This is a genomic window from Paraburkholderia tuberum STM678 (assembly GCF_902833905.1).
Lineage (GTDB): Bacteria > Pseudomonadota > Gammaproteobacteria > Burkholderiales > Burkholderiaceae > Paraburkholderia > Paraburkholderia tuberum.
The window spans coordinates 62751-77676 of the sequence record NZ_CADFGP010000001.1 but is presented as its reverse complement, the minus strand read 5'-3'; the positions used below and the strand labels follow the sequence as shown (position 1 = coordinate 77676).

Below are 14926 nucleotides of genomic sequence, written 5' to 3'. Positions count from 1 at the left end.
CGCAGTGCGTTTAGCCGTGCATGCGGGTGGAGTTCAACTGGGCTTGCGCGTCGCGAGCCGGTTCGAGTTCGCTCGCCTCGATATCTTCGAGCGAGCGGTTGCGCGTTTCGATGCCGAAGAAGAACACCACGCATGCGCCGATCACCAGCACCGTCGTGGTCATCGCGAATACACCGAGGAAACCGGACAGCGGATAAACGAGGCCGACGAGGATCGGTGCGCTGACCGAGCCGATGCGGCCGAACGATGACGACGAGCCCGTGCCCGTCGTGCGTACCGCGGTGGGAAACACTTCCGGCGTGTAAGCGTAGACGCCGGCGAATGCGCCGTTCATGAAGAACGACAGCGCGATGCCCGCGGTCATGATCTGTATGCCGGTGTGAGAAAACGCGAGCGTGATCGCGGCGATGCCGCCGAACAGCATGTAGGAAGCGACCACCGCCTTGCGGCCGATCTTTTCGTTGAGCCACGCCGCCGAGAAGTAACCGGGAATCTGCGCGCCATAGATTGCAATCGAATAGCCGAAGCTCTTCGTCATCGTCAGCCCTTCCTTGACGAGCAGGCTCGGGATCCACGCGAAGAACGAGTAGTACGCGAACGCGACCGAGAACCACATCAGCCAGCTGACCGCGGTCGTGCGCGCGAGTCGCGGCGACCACAGCGTGAGCACGTTGCGCCACGCGTTGCCGCGCGCCGGCGTCCAGGCCGGCGTGGGCAGCGCGTGAAGCGCGTGGTTCGCAGTCACGGGCGCAAGCGCAATGCCGCGCTCGACGAACGCCGCTTCGATGCGGCCGACGATGCCGTTCGCTTCGGCCGCGCGGCCCTGGCTTTCGAGCCAGCGCGGCGATTCCGGCAGCGTCCGGCGCCACCACAGCAGCATCACGACGGGCAGCGACGTGATCACGGCCAGATAGCGCCAGCCGTCGACGAAGTTGCGCACCACCGCGAAGCCGAGAATCGACGAGGTCAGATAGCCGAACGACATGAAGCCGACCAACGCGCCGCAGAAAATGCCGCGATAGCGGCGCGGCACGAACTCGGCGAGAAACGGCGCGATCACGACCGTCTCCGCGCCCGAACCGAAGCCCGCGACGACGCGCAGCGCGAAGAACGTGTGCCAGTCGTGCGCGGTCGCGCTCGCGAGAGACGCGACGCAATAGATGGCGAGCGCGCTCATCATGATGCGGCGTCGGCCGATCACGTCGGCGAGCACACCCGACAGGAACGCGCCGAAAAAGTAGCCGATATAGGTGCTGCTCGCGACGAGCCCGGTCTCAGCGCTTGTCAATTGCCACAGCTTGCTGACGACCGGCAGCAGGAACGCGAGCGACGACGAATCGAGCCCGTCGAACATGTACCCGAGCCCGCCGATCAGCAGCAGTCTGCGGTGAAAGCTCGACAGGGGAAGTCTTTCAAGACGGGCGGCGACGGCGGACACGGCAACTTCTCCTGAAGGAAATGGCGCAGCGAGGCCGCGCGTTCTGCGCTGATGGATGCTTCGGGCCGCTTATCGGCCGATTGCGTAGGCCTGCATCTGACGCGGTGTAGCGGCGCCTCGCATCAAACCGTTGCGGATCGCGACCGCGCAGACCCGGCCGAGCGCCCACGGTTCCGCGACGGTGAGGTCGTGGCCCCGCGCGTGCAGTTCGGCGAGCGTGCTGTCCGGAAAGCGCGACTCGGCCGACATCTTGCCGAGCTGCATTGCGCGCGGATAGAACGAGCCGGGGAAGTGCGCAGTCTGGAACGAGGGCGCATCGGCGGCGGCCTGGAAGTTCATGCCGCCATGCACGTGCTTAAGGAACAGCTGCAGCGACCACTGATCCTGCTGGTCGCCACCCGGCGTGCCGAAGGCCGCGTACGGTTTGCCGTCGCGCGTGACGAGCGTCGGCGACAGCGTGGTGCGCGGCCGGCGGCCCGGGCCGAGTGACGAAGGCAGGCCTTCTTCCATCCAGAACATCTGCGCGCGCGTGGTGACGTTGAAGCCAAGGCCCGGCACCGCCGGCGACGCCTGCAGCCAGCCGCCCGACGGCGTAGCCGACACCATGTTGCCCCAGCGGTCGACCACGTCGAGATGCACGGTATCGCCGCGCAATTCGGGCAGCGGCGCGAAGGTCGGCTCACCCTGGCCAAAGCCGCCGGCCTGCTCGCGCCCGGCATTCGCGACGATGCGCGCGGCGCGTTGCTCGCTGTCGCCGAGCAGCCCGGGGCGGAATTCGAACGACGCGCGGCGCGGATCGATGAGGCGGCGCCGCTCGTCGTTGTACGCGTCGCCGAGCAGCACGTCCATCGGCACATGCGAAAACGCCGGGTCGCCGTAGAACACTTCGCGATCGGCGAATGCGAGCTTCGAGCACTCGATCACCGTGTGCACGAAATCGGGCCCGAGGGGGTCCATCGCGCCGAGATCGAAACCCTTCAGCAGCGCGAGCTGTTGCAGGAACATCGGGCCCTGGCCCCACGGGCCGGTTTTGTGCACGCGCATGCCCGCGTAGTCGTAAGACACCGGGTCTTCGTAGGTTGGCTCCCAGCGCGCGAGATCGCCCGCATCGAGCAGACCGCTGTTGCGCAGGCCCGAGGTGTCGAGCACGGCGGTCGAACGGAAGTACTGGTCGATCGCGTCGGCGACGAAGCCGCGATAGAAGACATCACGCGCGCGTTCGCACTGCTCGGCGCGATCGCTGCGCGTATTTGCCTCGCGCAGGATGCGCTTGTAGGTTTCGGCGATCGCGGGATTCGCGAATAACTGGTTCGGCATCGGCGCCTCGCCGTTGCGCAGCCATTGCTCGGCCGAGGTCGTCCATTCGGTGCGGAAGAAGTCCTGAATCGCGAGAATCGACGATGCCATGCGTGGCAGCACCGGATAGCCGTTTTCCGCGTAGCCGATCGCATAGCTCAGCACTTCTTCGAGCGGCAACTGGCCATAGTCGCGCAGCAGCGCCATCCACGCGCCGAATGCGCCCGGCACGACCGCGGGCAGCAGGCCCGTGCCCGGCACCACGTCGAGCCCCATCTTGCGCATCCGCTCGATCGTCATGCGCGCGGGCGTCACGCCTTGTCCGCACAGCACGCGCACGCGTTCTTCGCGCGCGCTGTAGAACACCACCGGCAGCTCGCCACCCGGACCGTTCAGATGCGGCTCGACGATCTGCAGGACGAAGCCGGCCGCGGCGGCGGCGTCGAACGCATTGCCGCCTTTTTCGAGGACCGCCATCGCCGATGCGCTCGCGAGCCAGTGCGTCGAGGCCACCATGCCGAAGGTGCCGATCAGTTCTGGACGGGTTGTAAACGACATGCGCGACTCCTTGGCGACGACGGTCCGAATGGCAGAACCAATATGGAATGGTTCAATTAGAGAAAATGAAAGCGTAAAACTAACGAAGCCGGGTTGCACCCGGTGTTAACCATCAACATGCGACCCAGTATAGCGAATCAAAAATCACCGGGTGCTGCTATGTCATGCCGCCGCGATTCTGGTATCGTTGGGACCAATACAAATTGGTTCAGTGGATAACATGGACAAACCGGTACTGGATTTGCTGCTCGACTACATCGCCGATCATCAGTTGAAGGACGGCGACGCGCTGCCGCCCGAACGAAAGCTCGCCGAGGAACTGGACGTGAGCCGCCGCGACCTGCGCGCGGCGCTCGCTTCGCTCGAGGCGTCGGGGCGCGTGTGGCGCGGCGTCGGCCGCGGCACCTATCTGGGCGCGCGGCCGCTGAAGTTTGCGCCGACGCTGCGCGGCTTGCGCGCCGGCACCAGTCCCGCGGATATCGCCGAAATGCGGCTGCTGTTCGAGCCGGCGCTGGCCGCGCTGGCCGCGACGAAAGCGAGTGGCGACGATCTGCAGGAGCTGGAGAAATGCGCACGCAAAAATGCCGCCGCGAAAAACGACGACGAGTGGCAGCAATGGGATCATCGCTTTCATTTGCTGATCGGACATGCCACGCGTAATCCCGCGTTGATTGCGTTGATGGAGGTGATCAACGGTATGCGGGTGAAGCCGGAGGTGCGCGAGAAAACGTCCGCGCAGGGGACGCGGCAGTTTTTCGCGCAACAGCATCAGGCGATCGTCAATGCGCTGAAAGCGCGCGATGCGGATGCGGCCGCGCAATGCATGCGCGAGCATCTGCTGAGCGTGCAGTGGCGTGCGTCGGCGAAGACCGATGGTGCTGCGGCGCGGCGGGCGTGAGGTTGCCGTGGTGCCGCGCGTCGGTCAGGATGGCGGCGCTTTACTGCGCGAGCTTCCGGTTCAGCCGGCGCATGCCGTCGAAGACCGCATCGGCCACGTCCAGCGGAAAGGCGGCGGGCAGTTGCGACGAGACTGTGTCGATCACCGTCTCCGTTTGCGCGGTCAACTGATCGATCAGCGTATCGACGTCCGCGGCGGAAAAACCGACTCGCTGTCCTTCGGCCACCCAATGCCGGCGCTGGATCTGATTGAGCAGGTAGTGGACGTTCTTGCCGCGAACCGCCATCGCCAGTTTCACTTTTTGCGCCGCGAGGCGCCCCGCGCCGCTGCCGATGATCGGATGCGCGGACAGCACGTCATAAAGCGGCGTGGATTCGTAGCGATTGCCGGGCAGATGCGCAATGCTGAAGTTCTTCGCGTGGCCATCGGTCGCGGCGAGCAGCCAGAAAACCAGCTGCGTCGCGAAGAAGTTGCGCCGGTCCGTCGTCGCGCGTGTGGACCTCGCGAGTATTTCCATGATCGCCTCGATGCCCGGACCGCCGTCGGACTCGTACTTGTGCAGCGCCGACGTGCCAGTGGCCTGGCACATGTCCTCTTGCGGCAGACGCACGATCCACGTGGCGTCGCTCGACAAACGGCGATCGAAGCGCTCGACGATCAATACCTTCTGCTCATCGAATCGCGCGATTTCGCAACGCGCGACGGGGAGCCCGTAGGCCGCGACGATCTGCGAGCACAGCCATTCGTTTTCCACCGACGTGCGCATATCGGCGCGCATGTTGCCGACGAGCCCAAGCGGCAGCTTGAAGATGTGCGTGGTCGGCGTGCTGCCTTCGGGCAGCAGCCAGCGATTGCGATGACGGAGCAGCGCGGTTTTTTCCTGCGCGCCGGCGATCGACAGACGCAGGTCTTCGAGCGGATCGTGCTGCCCGAGCGGCGGCGCTGTCGTCGTGCCGCGTAGCAACGCCGCGATGTCGCTGTCGCTGAGTTCGCGACCGTGGATGCTCGTCAGATCGCTCGGCTCTTCGTCCGGCGACAGCAGTTGCAATGCGCCGACGCAGTCGCGGCCGAGCGCGGTGAGCAACGCAAACGGCGCGGCGCTGCCGGTCCGGTAGCGCGCGGCGATGCGGCGCCGGATCGGTTCGCTGTCGGGCAGCAGGTTGTCGAAATAGTCGGCGACGATCTGACCGCGATACGCCTGATTGCCCGGTGTGAACGGCAGTGACAGCGATAGCGGACGTCCTTGCGGATCGTCGATCCATTCGTCGGCATAGCTCAGACGTTCGCCGCTGCGTATCGTTTCCCAGGCGCCGACCCGCAGGCCGTTCATCCACAGATTCAGACGGTTCGGTGTGCTGCGCGCCATGCTTACCAGTCCTCCCGTTTCTTGCTGGTGCTGGCCGCTTTGGTTGCCTTGGCGAGTTTGACCGCTTTGGGCTTTTGCGCCGACGGTCCCGGTTTGAGCGGCACGCGCGTGGCGCGTTTAGCGTTGCTTTTTGCGTCGACCGGCGCTCCGCTCCCGGCGCGGCGGGAGCGGTTCGGCGCCGGCGCGCCGTCTTCCACGGCCACGCTTTGCGTCGATCCGCTCTGCGCGAGCTTCAGATCGACCTGCAAGACCCGCAACACCCTGAAGAGCCGTTCGACGCTGACGGTCGCCGGATTCGCTTCGAGTTGCGCGTAGGTCTGTTGCGTGACCCCGAGATGCGCGGCCATCGCGGCCTGAGTGAGGCCGGCGGCCTTCCTGAAGCCCTGCAGGATCGGTCTGAGCTGGCTCAGTGTCTTGATGGCGTAGTCCACGGTCGATCTCCGGTTCGGCTGCGGCGGCGTAACAGCCCAAAACCTGTAAATAACAGATACAGTCTATACTCTGTATTTAGCGAATACAAGCTAGAGACTGTTAATGACGAGCACGGACGCATTGGAAACGGCGTCCCCTCACGCTACTCTCACGCAACTAACGGTCAACCGCGCACCGCCACCCCCTTCGCTGCTGCGCAGCCCCTGCGCCGCAGGCAACATGTGATCCACCGAAAATAAAGATGATGGACAAACGCAACCATAAAATCGCATCTGTTTCACTGCTGGTTGGTGCTGTCATCAGAAGAAGCAACGCCTCGACCGGAAATAGATAAATCCGAATCGTTTTCGATTGACGATCTAATCAGGAAGCCGAACATTCAGGCAAAACAAAAGCTGTTTTCGCATCGCGTGGCTAGAACACTGAATGGTTGTCGATAACGAATCGCTAGCAATATCACGGGCGCTCAAATCGAGCGCAGGATAACTGACGAGTGTTGACGCGCATTGCATCGTATCCTTTCGCTCGCTGAATGAAATTTGACACAAATGTCACGCGCCGCGCATCGAGCCGAAACGGGCTTGGAAATTACAGAAAAGGCTGTAGACTCTATAGCGTGTATTACGCGGCGACGCCAACACGAGTCCAATCGTTGCGCGCCTACAGCATCTGTGCAAATCACTCCAATCCGCCATGAGATTTTCTGCCATCAAGGTGTCTATTCGCTGATACGACCCAACGCCAATAGAAGCCGAACCGGCGAACCACGCCGACCGGTGAACCTGAAAGGAGATTCGACGAGACACACAGACCATTTTTCCAAATAACGCGATCGACGCCGCCGGATGCGGTCGCCGGCGGGCCGCTGGAGAACATAACTTCTTTGGAGTATGTGATGGCAAGCAAACCACAATGGCGAACGCTGTTATCTCTGACTTTTCTATCGCTGGCAATGATGGGCAACGTGGCGCGTGCGGAGAGCATTCCAATTGTCACAGGCCAGCAATGGATGCAGTCGACCGATGAGCAGAAGAAAGCGTATCTGGTCGGCATCTCGAATTTGATCGACGTCGAGCGCGCCTATGCCGGCAACATGGCGAACAGCAATGACATCGCACAGCGCTTCGGCAAGGGCATGCAAGGCCAGACACTGGACAGCGTGCGTCAAGGCCTCGACGGCTACTACGCCGCCAATCCCACGATGATCCAACACCCGGTGATCGAGACCCTCTGGTTTCAGATGGTCATGCCCGGCCTGAAGAAAAATCAGTAAGGAGAACGATCATGAAACGACTTGGGTGGATCGTCAGTATTGGCGCACTGGCTGCGATGATCGGTTGCACGGACATGAGCCCGCAGACGCAGGGAACGGTGAGCGGCGCGGCACTTGGCGCGGGCGCCGGTGCGGGCATCGCGGCGATCTCCGGCGGCGATGCGTGGACCGGCGCGATCATCGGCGGCGCGGCGGGCGGCGTGGCCGGCAATATCCGCGGCCGTCAGTAATTACCGGCGAGCAGGCAAGGCTGGGGCGCGACCTGGGTCACGTCCCGGTTTCGTTACTGAAGCACACGGCCCGATCAGGCCTTGATCAGGCATTCCACGGCCGTCGAGTGAAGCGATTTCCGAGGCGTCGCTGAAGGACCGTTCTTCCATGGGGCACCTCTCCCTTCTCCGCGATGCCGTATGCATTCCGTGCCATTTTCCTCACGTCGAATGTCAAGTAGCGAAGCGAATGGGGCGAATTCATTCGCGCTCGCGACATCGCGCATCCCCAGTTCGTCATGAAAATCATCCGTTCATACTCGAGCCGCTGTCGACGTCGCGTTGCCCTCCCGGCCGACAAAGTTTGAACCGGTGATTAAAAGCCCTTAGGATATCCACATCGGAAGCCGCCGCGATGGCGGCATGCGCACACCACGCAGAGAGCAGTCTGCGCGCGGTGCAACCTTCATCTCATCAAGAGAACACGAATGCTGCGCACGTCACTGAAGGTGATAAAGATAAGTGCATGGGTTCTGGTGCTGCTGGCGGTGCTCGCATTGGGGCTACGCGCGTGGTATTCGCAGCGCGGGCCGGAGCTGTCGGTATGGCACACCTATGTGCCGCGCGAAATGACCGTCGAGGAAATGGACACCGCCGACTGGAACGCATACATCAAAGCGGAAAATCGGATTTTCGACGACGTGCGCGTCAATGTCGTTGAAAAGCTGCGGCCGTCCGAGCGCATTCCGGCGAACCGCTATTACGAGGGCTCGCCGATTTTTCCGTGGCATTTCGCCGAAAACTGGAATCACTCGTACATTCTCGAGCCGTCGGGGCCACCCGTCGGCGCGGTCGTGCTGCTGCACGGCATGACGGATGCGCCGTACAGCATGCGGCATATCGCGCGTCGATATCGTGATCGCGGTTTCGTCGCGATCGGCATCCGCTTACCCGGACATGGCACGGTGCCGGCGGGGCTCGTCGACGTGCACTGGCAGGACTGGACCGCGGCCACTCGGCTCGCGGTGCGTGAAGCGCGCCGTCGCGTGGGGCCGGACAAGCCGATCGAGCTGGTCGGGTTTTCGAACGGCGGCGCGCTCGCACTGCAATATGCGCTCGACGCGATCGAGAATCCCGCGCTCGCGCGTCCGACGCGCGTCGTGCTGATCTCGCCGATGATCGGCGTCACGCGTTACGCACGCTTTGCCGGTCTCGCCGGATTACCCGCGGTGCTGCCGGCCTTCGCGCGCGCCGCTTGGCTCGGCATCGTGCCGGAGTTCAACCCGTTCAAGTACAACTCGTTTCCGGTGAATGGCGCGCGACAGTCCTTTCTCCTCACGAGCGTGATTCAGGATCAGATTGCGCGGCTCGAGCGCGAGAACCGGCTCGATAAGTTGCCGCCTATCCTCACGTTCCAATCGGTGACGGATTTCACGGTCAGCACGCCAGCGGTGATGTCGGCGCTCTACGACAAGCTGCCGGAGAACGGCAGCGAAATCGTGCTGTTCGACGTGAACCGCAGCGTGCGCTTCAGGACCTTCCTGCGCTCCGCGTCGTACACGGCGCTCTCGCGCCTACTGCGCATCGGTCCGCAGAACTATCGCACGACGGTGATCACCAACGTGTCGCCGGATTCAGCGCATACTGTCGAGCGCAGCGTTTATGCGGGCGAAGTGCAAACGCGTGTCAAGCCGCTGGATATCGACTATCCGCAGGATATTTTCTCGTTGTCGCACGTCGCGATTCCATTCCCGATCACCGACGCGCTGTACGGCATCGCGCCGGACGATTCGGAGAACTTCAACGAGAACCTCGGCACGCTCGCGCCGCGCGGCGAACGCGGCACACTGATTCTGACGCTCGATTCGATGTTCCGCATCGCGTCGAATCCGTTCTTCCCGTATCTGCTGCAGCGTATCGACGAAGGCATCGGCAAGATGCCGCCGCCGGTCGTCAAGTCACCGCCGCGCACGCATGAAACCGCCGACGGTCCGCCCGACGATTTCCCCGAAAATCTGAATGCGCTCGAGCAGGTCGGCTCGGACGAGCCTTGAAATCATCTCGATGCTTTGAATCAAGCTGACGGCAATTGCACTGCCACCCTCGCGAGATGTGACCAGACGGCCCACACCTACCGCGGGCCGCCTGCTTTTCGGCTCGAAGATCGACGTTACGGCTGATACGACGAATCGACGATCGTCCACAGCGCCGCTTTCGGCTGCAGGTTCGCATCGAACGGCAGCGGCAGGTTGTTGCGCGGCACCGGCGTCGACGTCAGCCACGTGTGCTTGTCCGAATAGCCCCAGAACGTGACCGCCTTGATGCTCGGCTCCTGCTCGAACAGAGCGAACACGGCGCGATAACGCTCGGCCTGCGCGCGCATGATGTCGTTCGGCACTGGATGCCCGAGGTCCGGCAGACATGCATGCGGATCGCTCCAGCATTCACCGGGATCGGCATAGAGACTCACGTCGAGCTCGGTCACCTGGTTTTCGAGGCCGAGCGCGGCGACGTCGTCGAACGCCTGCTTGATGTTCGGCAGCGGTGGCCAATTTACGCTGATATGCAACTGATGCCCGACACCGTCGATCGGCACGCCCTGCGCGCGCAAATCGCGAATCACCGCGAGCAGCTTTGCGCGCTTGCGCGGATCGTCGGTGTTGTACTCGTTGATATAGAGCTTCACGTTCGGGTCCGCCGCGCGCGCCGCGCGGAAGGCGATCGCGATGTAGTCCTTGCCGAGCGTCCGATACCACGGACTGTCTTCGCGATACACCTGATGCGGATCGTCGCTGATCACTTCGTTGACTACGTCCCACGCGTAGACCTTGCCTCGGAAGTGTGTGACGACGTCGGTTACATATCGATTGAGCCGCTTCGCGACGATGTCGTGATAGAGCGGATCTTTCGGATCGCCGGCGAAGAACCAGTCCGGCGCCTCGGTCCAGTCGCCGGCCTTGAAGTGCCACAAGAGCGTGTGCCCGCGCACCGCAATGCCGTGCGCTTGCGCGAACGCGACGATCCTGTCGGCCGGTTCGAAGTTGTACTTGCCTTCCGCGACGCCGATCGTGCCCGGCTTCATCTTGTTCTCGGCGGTCAGGCTCGAGAACTGGGCGGCAACGAGCGCCGCGTCGGCGGGACTGTCGATTGAATCAGGTTCAATCGCCGCGCCGACCTTGAAGTGCGCGGCCATCACACTGCGCAATGGCGGCAGCGCCTCAGCGGGCGCCGCGGCGAGCGGCTGGCCGTCATGAGCGACGGCGGCCTGGTTGTGCGCGCAGCCTGCGGTTGCGAGCGCGCAAACGGCGACGGCTGCGCAGAGCATGCGCATTGAAGTCCTCAAAGGACGCACTCCTGGTCTCCTTGTGACGGAATGCCGGTTCGGATGTCTTCTCTAACTATGTCCGCCGTTACCGGTAACAGTGAAGATGTTAAGCAGCCTCTGTCAGCCCCGCTATGAGGGATTTACCTGACATATCGACGAGACATGGATGGTGAATCAGCGTTGAGTCGACCGGCTTGACACGGCGTGGGTTGAAAGCGCTTTCAGATGGGGATTGCACGAAACCGCCGCGCGGCTAACGGCGCGAAACAGGGCGCCAGTCACTGAATCCCAACTGGCGAGACAGAAAAACCGAATCCGTTCAACGCGCGGGTTTGCTTCAATCGTCCGCGCCGCGATTCAGTTTGATTTCAATGCCCGTTCAGCGAGCCAGCGTCGGGCGAGAGCCGGTTGTCCACCGAGGTGACACCCGGAACCGACATCGCACTCTGCTCGGCACGCGCGACATGGTCCCGCTCTGGTACCCATCCGACCAGCGTGATCCGCCCCGAGTGGGCAAAGACGAACACATGTGACATCCCGACTCCGCTGTGCGCCTCCGCGACCCGCACGCTATGGGCGAGTTGTTGGTCGGTGGCTTGCGAATCCTGGGCATGGGCCGCCGGCGCTATTGCGCTTGAAATCAGCAGCGCGAGTGTAGAAACAAGGGCTGTTTTCACGATACCTCCTTAGAGTGCCAAGGTGTGCCGGCAAAATCCGCCGGCAAATCTTCCGGTTCGACTCGATGCGAGGCGTCGGAAGTGCACTGGACAAAATCCTCTTTCCACTGCATGCGTCGCGGTTATCGCGGTTGCGCGCCGAGGTTTTGCCAGTCGGGGCGATGGGCGGTCGTGCCGTCGCCCGCAGAAAAGTTGCAAGGGCAGCGTGTTCGAGCGGGACGTCGCATGTGCGGCGTGGCGGGGGAACAGCGAGAGCCGGGGATGGAAGCTGGTTGGAGCGTTCGTATTGGAGCGCGAGAGCCAGACGGATGCGCGGACAATCCCGCACTCAGCCTGCTACGCGGCTGAGCCCGGCTCGTTGCCCGACATCGTATGCATTGATGATAGTCGCTAATGTCCACCACTGCTGGCGGCTCCTGCGCCAGTTCGTCAAGCCCAAACCGGCAATGCAAGCGAGACGGCTCGTTGCATCTTCGCAACATCAAGCGCGAAATTTTGCTTGCGTTCGAGCGTGTTTTCCTTGTTAAGCAAGCGCTGAGCGACGCGCGAGACGGATTCGCCCATCGTTTCGGTGCATGAGTTCAAACGGATTTCCGACGCTTGTGACCATCACGTAATGGTCACAAAGCAGGGCGCTACTGCGGGATCTTCCGGCGCGCAACTGTTATCGATAACAGCGTTTTCCCTGAGCAGTTAGTTTGATGCGCGGCGCAAGGCCATCCCTATAATCGCCTCGAAATGTGAAGCGAATAAGTAGCGAACATTTCGGCAAGAGGGAAAACGTGTGAGAACGCGTGCGTCCTGTGCGGCTTGGAGACGCCAAAATATATATATAAGGATATCTAAATGAAGAAGAAGCTTATTGCTGTGTCGGTGATGGCAGCCGCGACGACGGTGGCCCATGCGCAGAGCAGTGTCACGTTGTACGGCCGTATCGACAACGGCATCCAGTTTGAAACCGGCCTCCCGGGCGGCCACGCATGGTCAGCCCAAAGCGGCGACTGGGGTTGCTCGTGGTTCGGCCTGCAGGGCGCCGAAGATATCGGCGGCGGCACGAAGACGGTCTTCCAGCTCGAAGGACAGCTCAACACGATGACCGGTGCATCCGCGGGCAATCTGTTCGGCCGTCACGCAACGGTGGGGCTGACGAACGACCACTGGGGTTTGTTCAAGATCGGTAACCTCGGCGCCGGCGAACTTTCGCAGGACAGCTGGGGCACCGACCCGCAGGTGATGCAGCGCTACGCGATCTCGACACTGGTGCGCGGTCGCAACTGGGCGAGCACCAGCAACGGCGCGGAGTACAACTCGCCGGTGCTGTTCGGCGGCCTCGTGCTGAAGGGCCAGTATTCGCTGACCAACAACACGAGCTGGAACTCGGCGCCTGTCAACTCGGCTGGCGTGCCGACCGGCCAGGGTCGTACGAACGCGGTCGAAGGTGTGTACACGTGGGGCAACGGCGACGTCCGCGTGATCTATGACGAAGTGCGCGGCGCCAACGGCTCGTTCAACAACGTCTACTCTGCTTCGCGGATGGCCCTTGTCGGCGGCACGTACGTGCTAGGTCCGGTCAAGCTGTACGCGGGCTACCAGCACCTGAGCGCGCCTGACGCGACCAACGCGAGCGTGGGCGTAACCGATGCGTCGCAGCCTCTCGGCGTGAGCGCGCCGACCAGTGTGAACCACGAATGGGTCGGCGCTGCATGGCAGGTCACGTCGCCCACGCTGTTGACGGCTGCGGTCTACCACGCGAACGCGAACAACGGCAACGGCAATGGAACGCTGTTCACGCTCGCCGCGACGTACGCGCTGTCGAAGCGCACGTTCCTGTACACGGAAGCCGGCTACGTGCACAACAGCTCGACGTCGAACCTGAACCTCGGCAACGGGCCGTACGGCAACAACAACTTCGATGCGGTGACGGGCACGTCGTCGAACAGCAACCCGAACTATGGTCATAGCCAGACCGGCGTGTTCGCCGGGATCATGACCTCGTTCTGAGTTGAGGTTGCCTGATCAGCAATCGCAGTGATCTCTTTGTTTCAAGGACTGTTTATTTCTCTTTCATAGAGAGGCCGGTGCGACGCCTCCTCCACCCTCGTCGCATCGGCTGCTTTTTCTTTTTTTCGAATTCATCACCGGACGTAGTGCGCCTCTTCATATCTGAGAGCGCTTTCATCACAGGATTCAGGCAGAACTCATGACCCACGACGGCTCCAACGATAAACCCGGCGCGCCCAAGGTATCCGACGTACCCGCTGCGCCCAACGTGACGCTCGAAGCCATCGCGCGCGCGGCCGGTGTTTCTCCGAGCACCGTATCGCGGATCCTGAACGGTTCTGCGCGCGTGCTTCCCGCCAAGCAGCAGGCGGTGGAAGCGGCGATCGCGCGTTTCAACTATCGGCCGAACGTGCTCGCGCGCAGTCTCGCGAGCGGGCGGACCGAAACGATCGGCGTATTGACGCAGGCGGTGTCGAGCCCGTTTTACGCCGAGTGGCTGCGCGGCATCGAGGAGTCGTTATACGAACCGGGCTTTACGCCGATCTTCGTGAGCAGCCGCTGGAACATCGACGACGAAAAGGCGCGCCTCGAGCAGTTCATCGCGCGGCGCGTCGATGGAATCATCTTGCTGCACGCGCAACTCGATGAGTCGACGTTGACCGACTACTCGCGGTACGCGCCAATGCTCGTACTCGGCCGCTCGGTACACAACAGCGCGACGCTCGCTGGCCTGCCGATCGACAACATGCAGGGCGCACGCGACGCGACCCATCATCTGATCGAGCAAGGCCATCGCGAGATCGCCTTCATCGCCGGGCCGGCAAGTCACGAGGATGCGATCGAGCGCCTCGTCGGCTACCGGACCGCGCTCGAGGAAGCGGGCATCGGCTTCGATGCCGATCTCGTCGAGCAGGGCGATTACCTCGAAACGGGCGGCGTCGCCGCGATGGAGCGCCTGATGGCGCGCCATCCATCGTTCAGCGCGGTGTTCTGCGCAAACGATCAAACCGCGTACGGCGCGCGCCTTGCGATGTTCCGCCGCGGCGTGCGGGTGCCGGACGACGTGTCGCTGGTCGGCTTCGACGATTTGCCGACATCGTCGTACATGACGCCGCCTTTGACGACGGTCCGCCAGCCGACTTACGAAATCGGCCGCCTCGCCGCACAGGGCATCGTGCAGATGATCCGCAAGCAGTCGATCGCGCTAAGCCCGATTCCGCTCACGCTCGTGACGCGTGAAACCACGCGGCGAATCACGCCGCCGCCGGTAAAACGGGGGGATACGCCTACGTAGCGGTTGTTTTTTCGCCTCAACGTGAAAGCGCTTTCAGGTATCGGCAGTCAAGCAGAAATTCAGCGGCGCATTCAGCACCAGGCAAAGCAGCAATAAAGACAACAGGGGAAGAAGGTCGCAGCAACCGGGTATTCATCGAATGCAATTCAAACAGGGTTC

At 62.6% G+C, this 14926-nt stretch carries 13 protein-coding genes; 6 read left to right on the top strand and 7 right to left on the bottom strand.

Going from position 1 to position 14926, the window contains the following annotated elements; translation table 11 throughout:
- Positions 1-10: 10 nt before the first annotated feature.
- Together HWY30_RS00375 and HWY30_RS00370 are read right to left on the bottom strand one after the other, a co-directional pair.
- A complete protein-coding gene (locus HWY30_RS00375; protein WP_090810654.1) occupies positions 11-1438 on the bottom strand; it encodes an MFS transporter in 1428 nt (475 codons plus the stop codon).
- A gap of 69 nt (positions 1439-1507) precedes the next feature.
- Positions 1508-3292, bottom strand: a complete 1785-nt coding sequence (locus HWY30_RS00370) for a gamma-glutamyltransferase family protein (protein WP_090810652.1) — start codon at positions 3290-3292, stop codon at positions 1508-1510.
- 220 nt (positions 3293-3512) lie between these two features.
- Between HWY30_RS00370 and HWY30_RS00365 the strand changes: the two genes are divergently transcribed.
- Positions 3513-4190 (top strand): FadR/GntR family transcriptional regulator, encoded by a 678-nt coding sequence (locus HWY30_RS00365; RefSeq protein WP_090810650.1) that lies wholly within the window; start codon positions 3513-3515, stop codon positions 4188-4190.
- Between the two features lie 40 nt (positions 4191-4230).
- On the opposite strand, the gene HWY30_RS00360 is transcribed toward HWY30_RS00365, so the two are convergent.
- Complete coding sequence (locus HWY30_RS00360; RefSeq protein ID WP_090810648.1) at positions 4231-5556, bottom strand: type II toxin-antitoxin system HipA family toxin; 1326 nt, start codon at positions 5554-5556, stop codon at positions 4231-4233.
- 2 nt (positions 5557-5558) lie between these two features.
- A complete protein-coding gene (locus tag HWY30_RS00355) occupies positions 5559-5987 on the bottom strand; it encodes a helix-turn-helix transcriptional regulator (protein ID WP_090810646.1) in 429 nt (142 codons plus the stop codon).
- Positions 5988-6883: 896 nt separating this feature from the next.
- On the opposite strand from HWY30_RS00355, the gene HWY30_RS00350 reads away from it, so the two are divergent.
- The 3 genes from HWY30_RS00350 (at position 6884) to HWY30_RS00340 (ending at position 9524) form a co-directional block, all read left to right on the top strand.
- Complete coding sequence (locus HWY30_RS00350) at positions 6884-7261, top strand: hypothetical protein (protein ID WP_090810644.1); 378 nt, start codon at positions 6884-6886, stop codon at positions 7259-7261.
- Positions 7262-7272: 11 nt separating this feature from the next.
- Complete coding sequence (locus tag HWY30_RS00345; protein WP_018422694.1) at positions 7273-7491, top strand: YMGG-like glycine zipper-containing protein; 219 nt, start codon at positions 7273-7275, stop codon at positions 7489-7491.
- Between the two features lie 467 nt (positions 7492-7958).
- On the top strand, positions 7959-9524 hold the full coding sequence (locus HWY30_RS00340) for an alpha/beta hydrolase (protein WP_090810641.1): 1566 nt from the start codon (positions 7959-7961) through the stop codon (positions 9522-9524).
- Positions 9525-9640: 116 nt separating this feature from the next.
- Here the strand turns inward: HWY30_RS00340 and HWY30_RS00335 are convergent, their stop codons facing one another.
- The 3 genes from HWY30_RS00335 to HWY30_RS42395 form a co-directional block, all read right to left on the bottom strand.
- Positions 9641-10801: an endo-1,4-beta-xylanase gene (locus tag HWY30_RS00335; protein WP_090810639.1), complete on the bottom strand. Its 1161-nt coding sequence runs from the start codon at positions 10799-10801 to the stop codon at positions 9641-9643.
- Positions 10802-11163: 362 nt separating this feature from the next.
- Entirely contained in the window at positions 11164-11472 is a 309-nt protein-coding gene (locus HWY30_RS00330; protein WP_090810637.1) for a BON domain-containing protein, read from the bottom strand.
- A gap of 429 nt (positions 11473-11901) precedes the next feature.
- Positions 11902-12036, bottom strand: coding sequence for a hypothetical protein (locus HWY30_RS42395; protein WP_260321232.1), 135 nt, complete (start codon positions 12034-12036; stop codon positions 11902-11904).
- 282 nt (positions 12037-12318) lie between these two features.
- On the opposite strand from HWY30_RS42395, the gene HWY30_RS00325 reads away from it, so the two are divergent.
- Entirely contained in the window at positions 12319-13473 is a 1155-nt protein-coding gene (locus HWY30_RS00325) for a porin (protein WP_090810635.1), read from the top strand.
- A 199-nt stretch (positions 13474-13672) separates the two neighbouring features.
- Complete coding sequence (locus HWY30_RS00320) at positions 13673-14767, top strand: LacI family DNA-binding transcriptional regulator (protein ID WP_090810633.1); 1095 nt, start codon at positions 13673-13675, stop codon at positions 14765-14767.
- Positions 14768-14926 lie beyond the last annotated feature (159 nt).

What these genes read in the sequence shown, in the direction of transcription:
- HWY30_RS00370 (WP_090810652.1), bottom strand. Translation starts at nt 3,292, where the DNA reads ATGTCGTTTACAACCCGTCCAGAACTGATCGGCACCTTCGGCATGGTG.
- HWY30_RS00365 (WP_090810650.1), top strand. Translation starts at nt 3,513, where the DNA reads ATGGACAAACCGGTACTGGATTTGCTGCTCGACTACATCGCCGATCAT.
- HWY30_RS00360 (WP_090810648.1), bottom strand. Translation starts at nt 5,556, where the DNA reads ATGGCGCGCAGCACACCGAACCGTCTGAATCTGTGGATGAACGGCCTG.
- HWY30_RS00350 (WP_090810644.1), top strand. Translation starts at nt 6,884, where the DNA reads ATGGCAAGCAAACCACAATGGCGAACGCTGTTATCTCTGACTTTTCTA.
- HWY30_RS00345 (WP_018422694.1), top strand. Translation starts at nt 7,273, where the DNA reads ATGAAACGACTTGGGTGGATCGTCAGTATTGGCGCACTGGCTGCGATG.
- HWY30_RS00340 (WP_090810641.1), top strand. Translation starts at nt 7,959, where the DNA reads ATGCTGCGCACGTCACTGAAGGTGATAAAGATAAGTGCATGGGTTCTG.
- HWY30_RS00335 (WP_090810639.1), bottom strand. Translation starts at nt 10,801, where the DNA reads ATGCGCATGCTCTGCGCAGCCGTCGCCGTTTGCGCGCTCGCAACCGCA.
- HWY30_RS42395 (WP_260321232.1), bottom strand. Translation starts at nt 12,036, where the DNA reads ATGGGCGAATCCGTCTCGCGCGTCGCTCAGCGCTTGCTTAACAAGGAA.
- HWY30_RS00325 (WP_090810635.1), top strand. Translation starts at nt 12,319, where the DNA reads ATGAAGAAGAAGCTTATTGCTGTGTCGGTGATGGCAGCCGCGACGACG.
- HWY30_RS00320 (WP_090810633.1), top strand. Translation starts at nt 13,673, where the DNA reads ATGACCCACGACGGCTCCAACGATAAACCCGGCGCGCCCAAGGTATCC.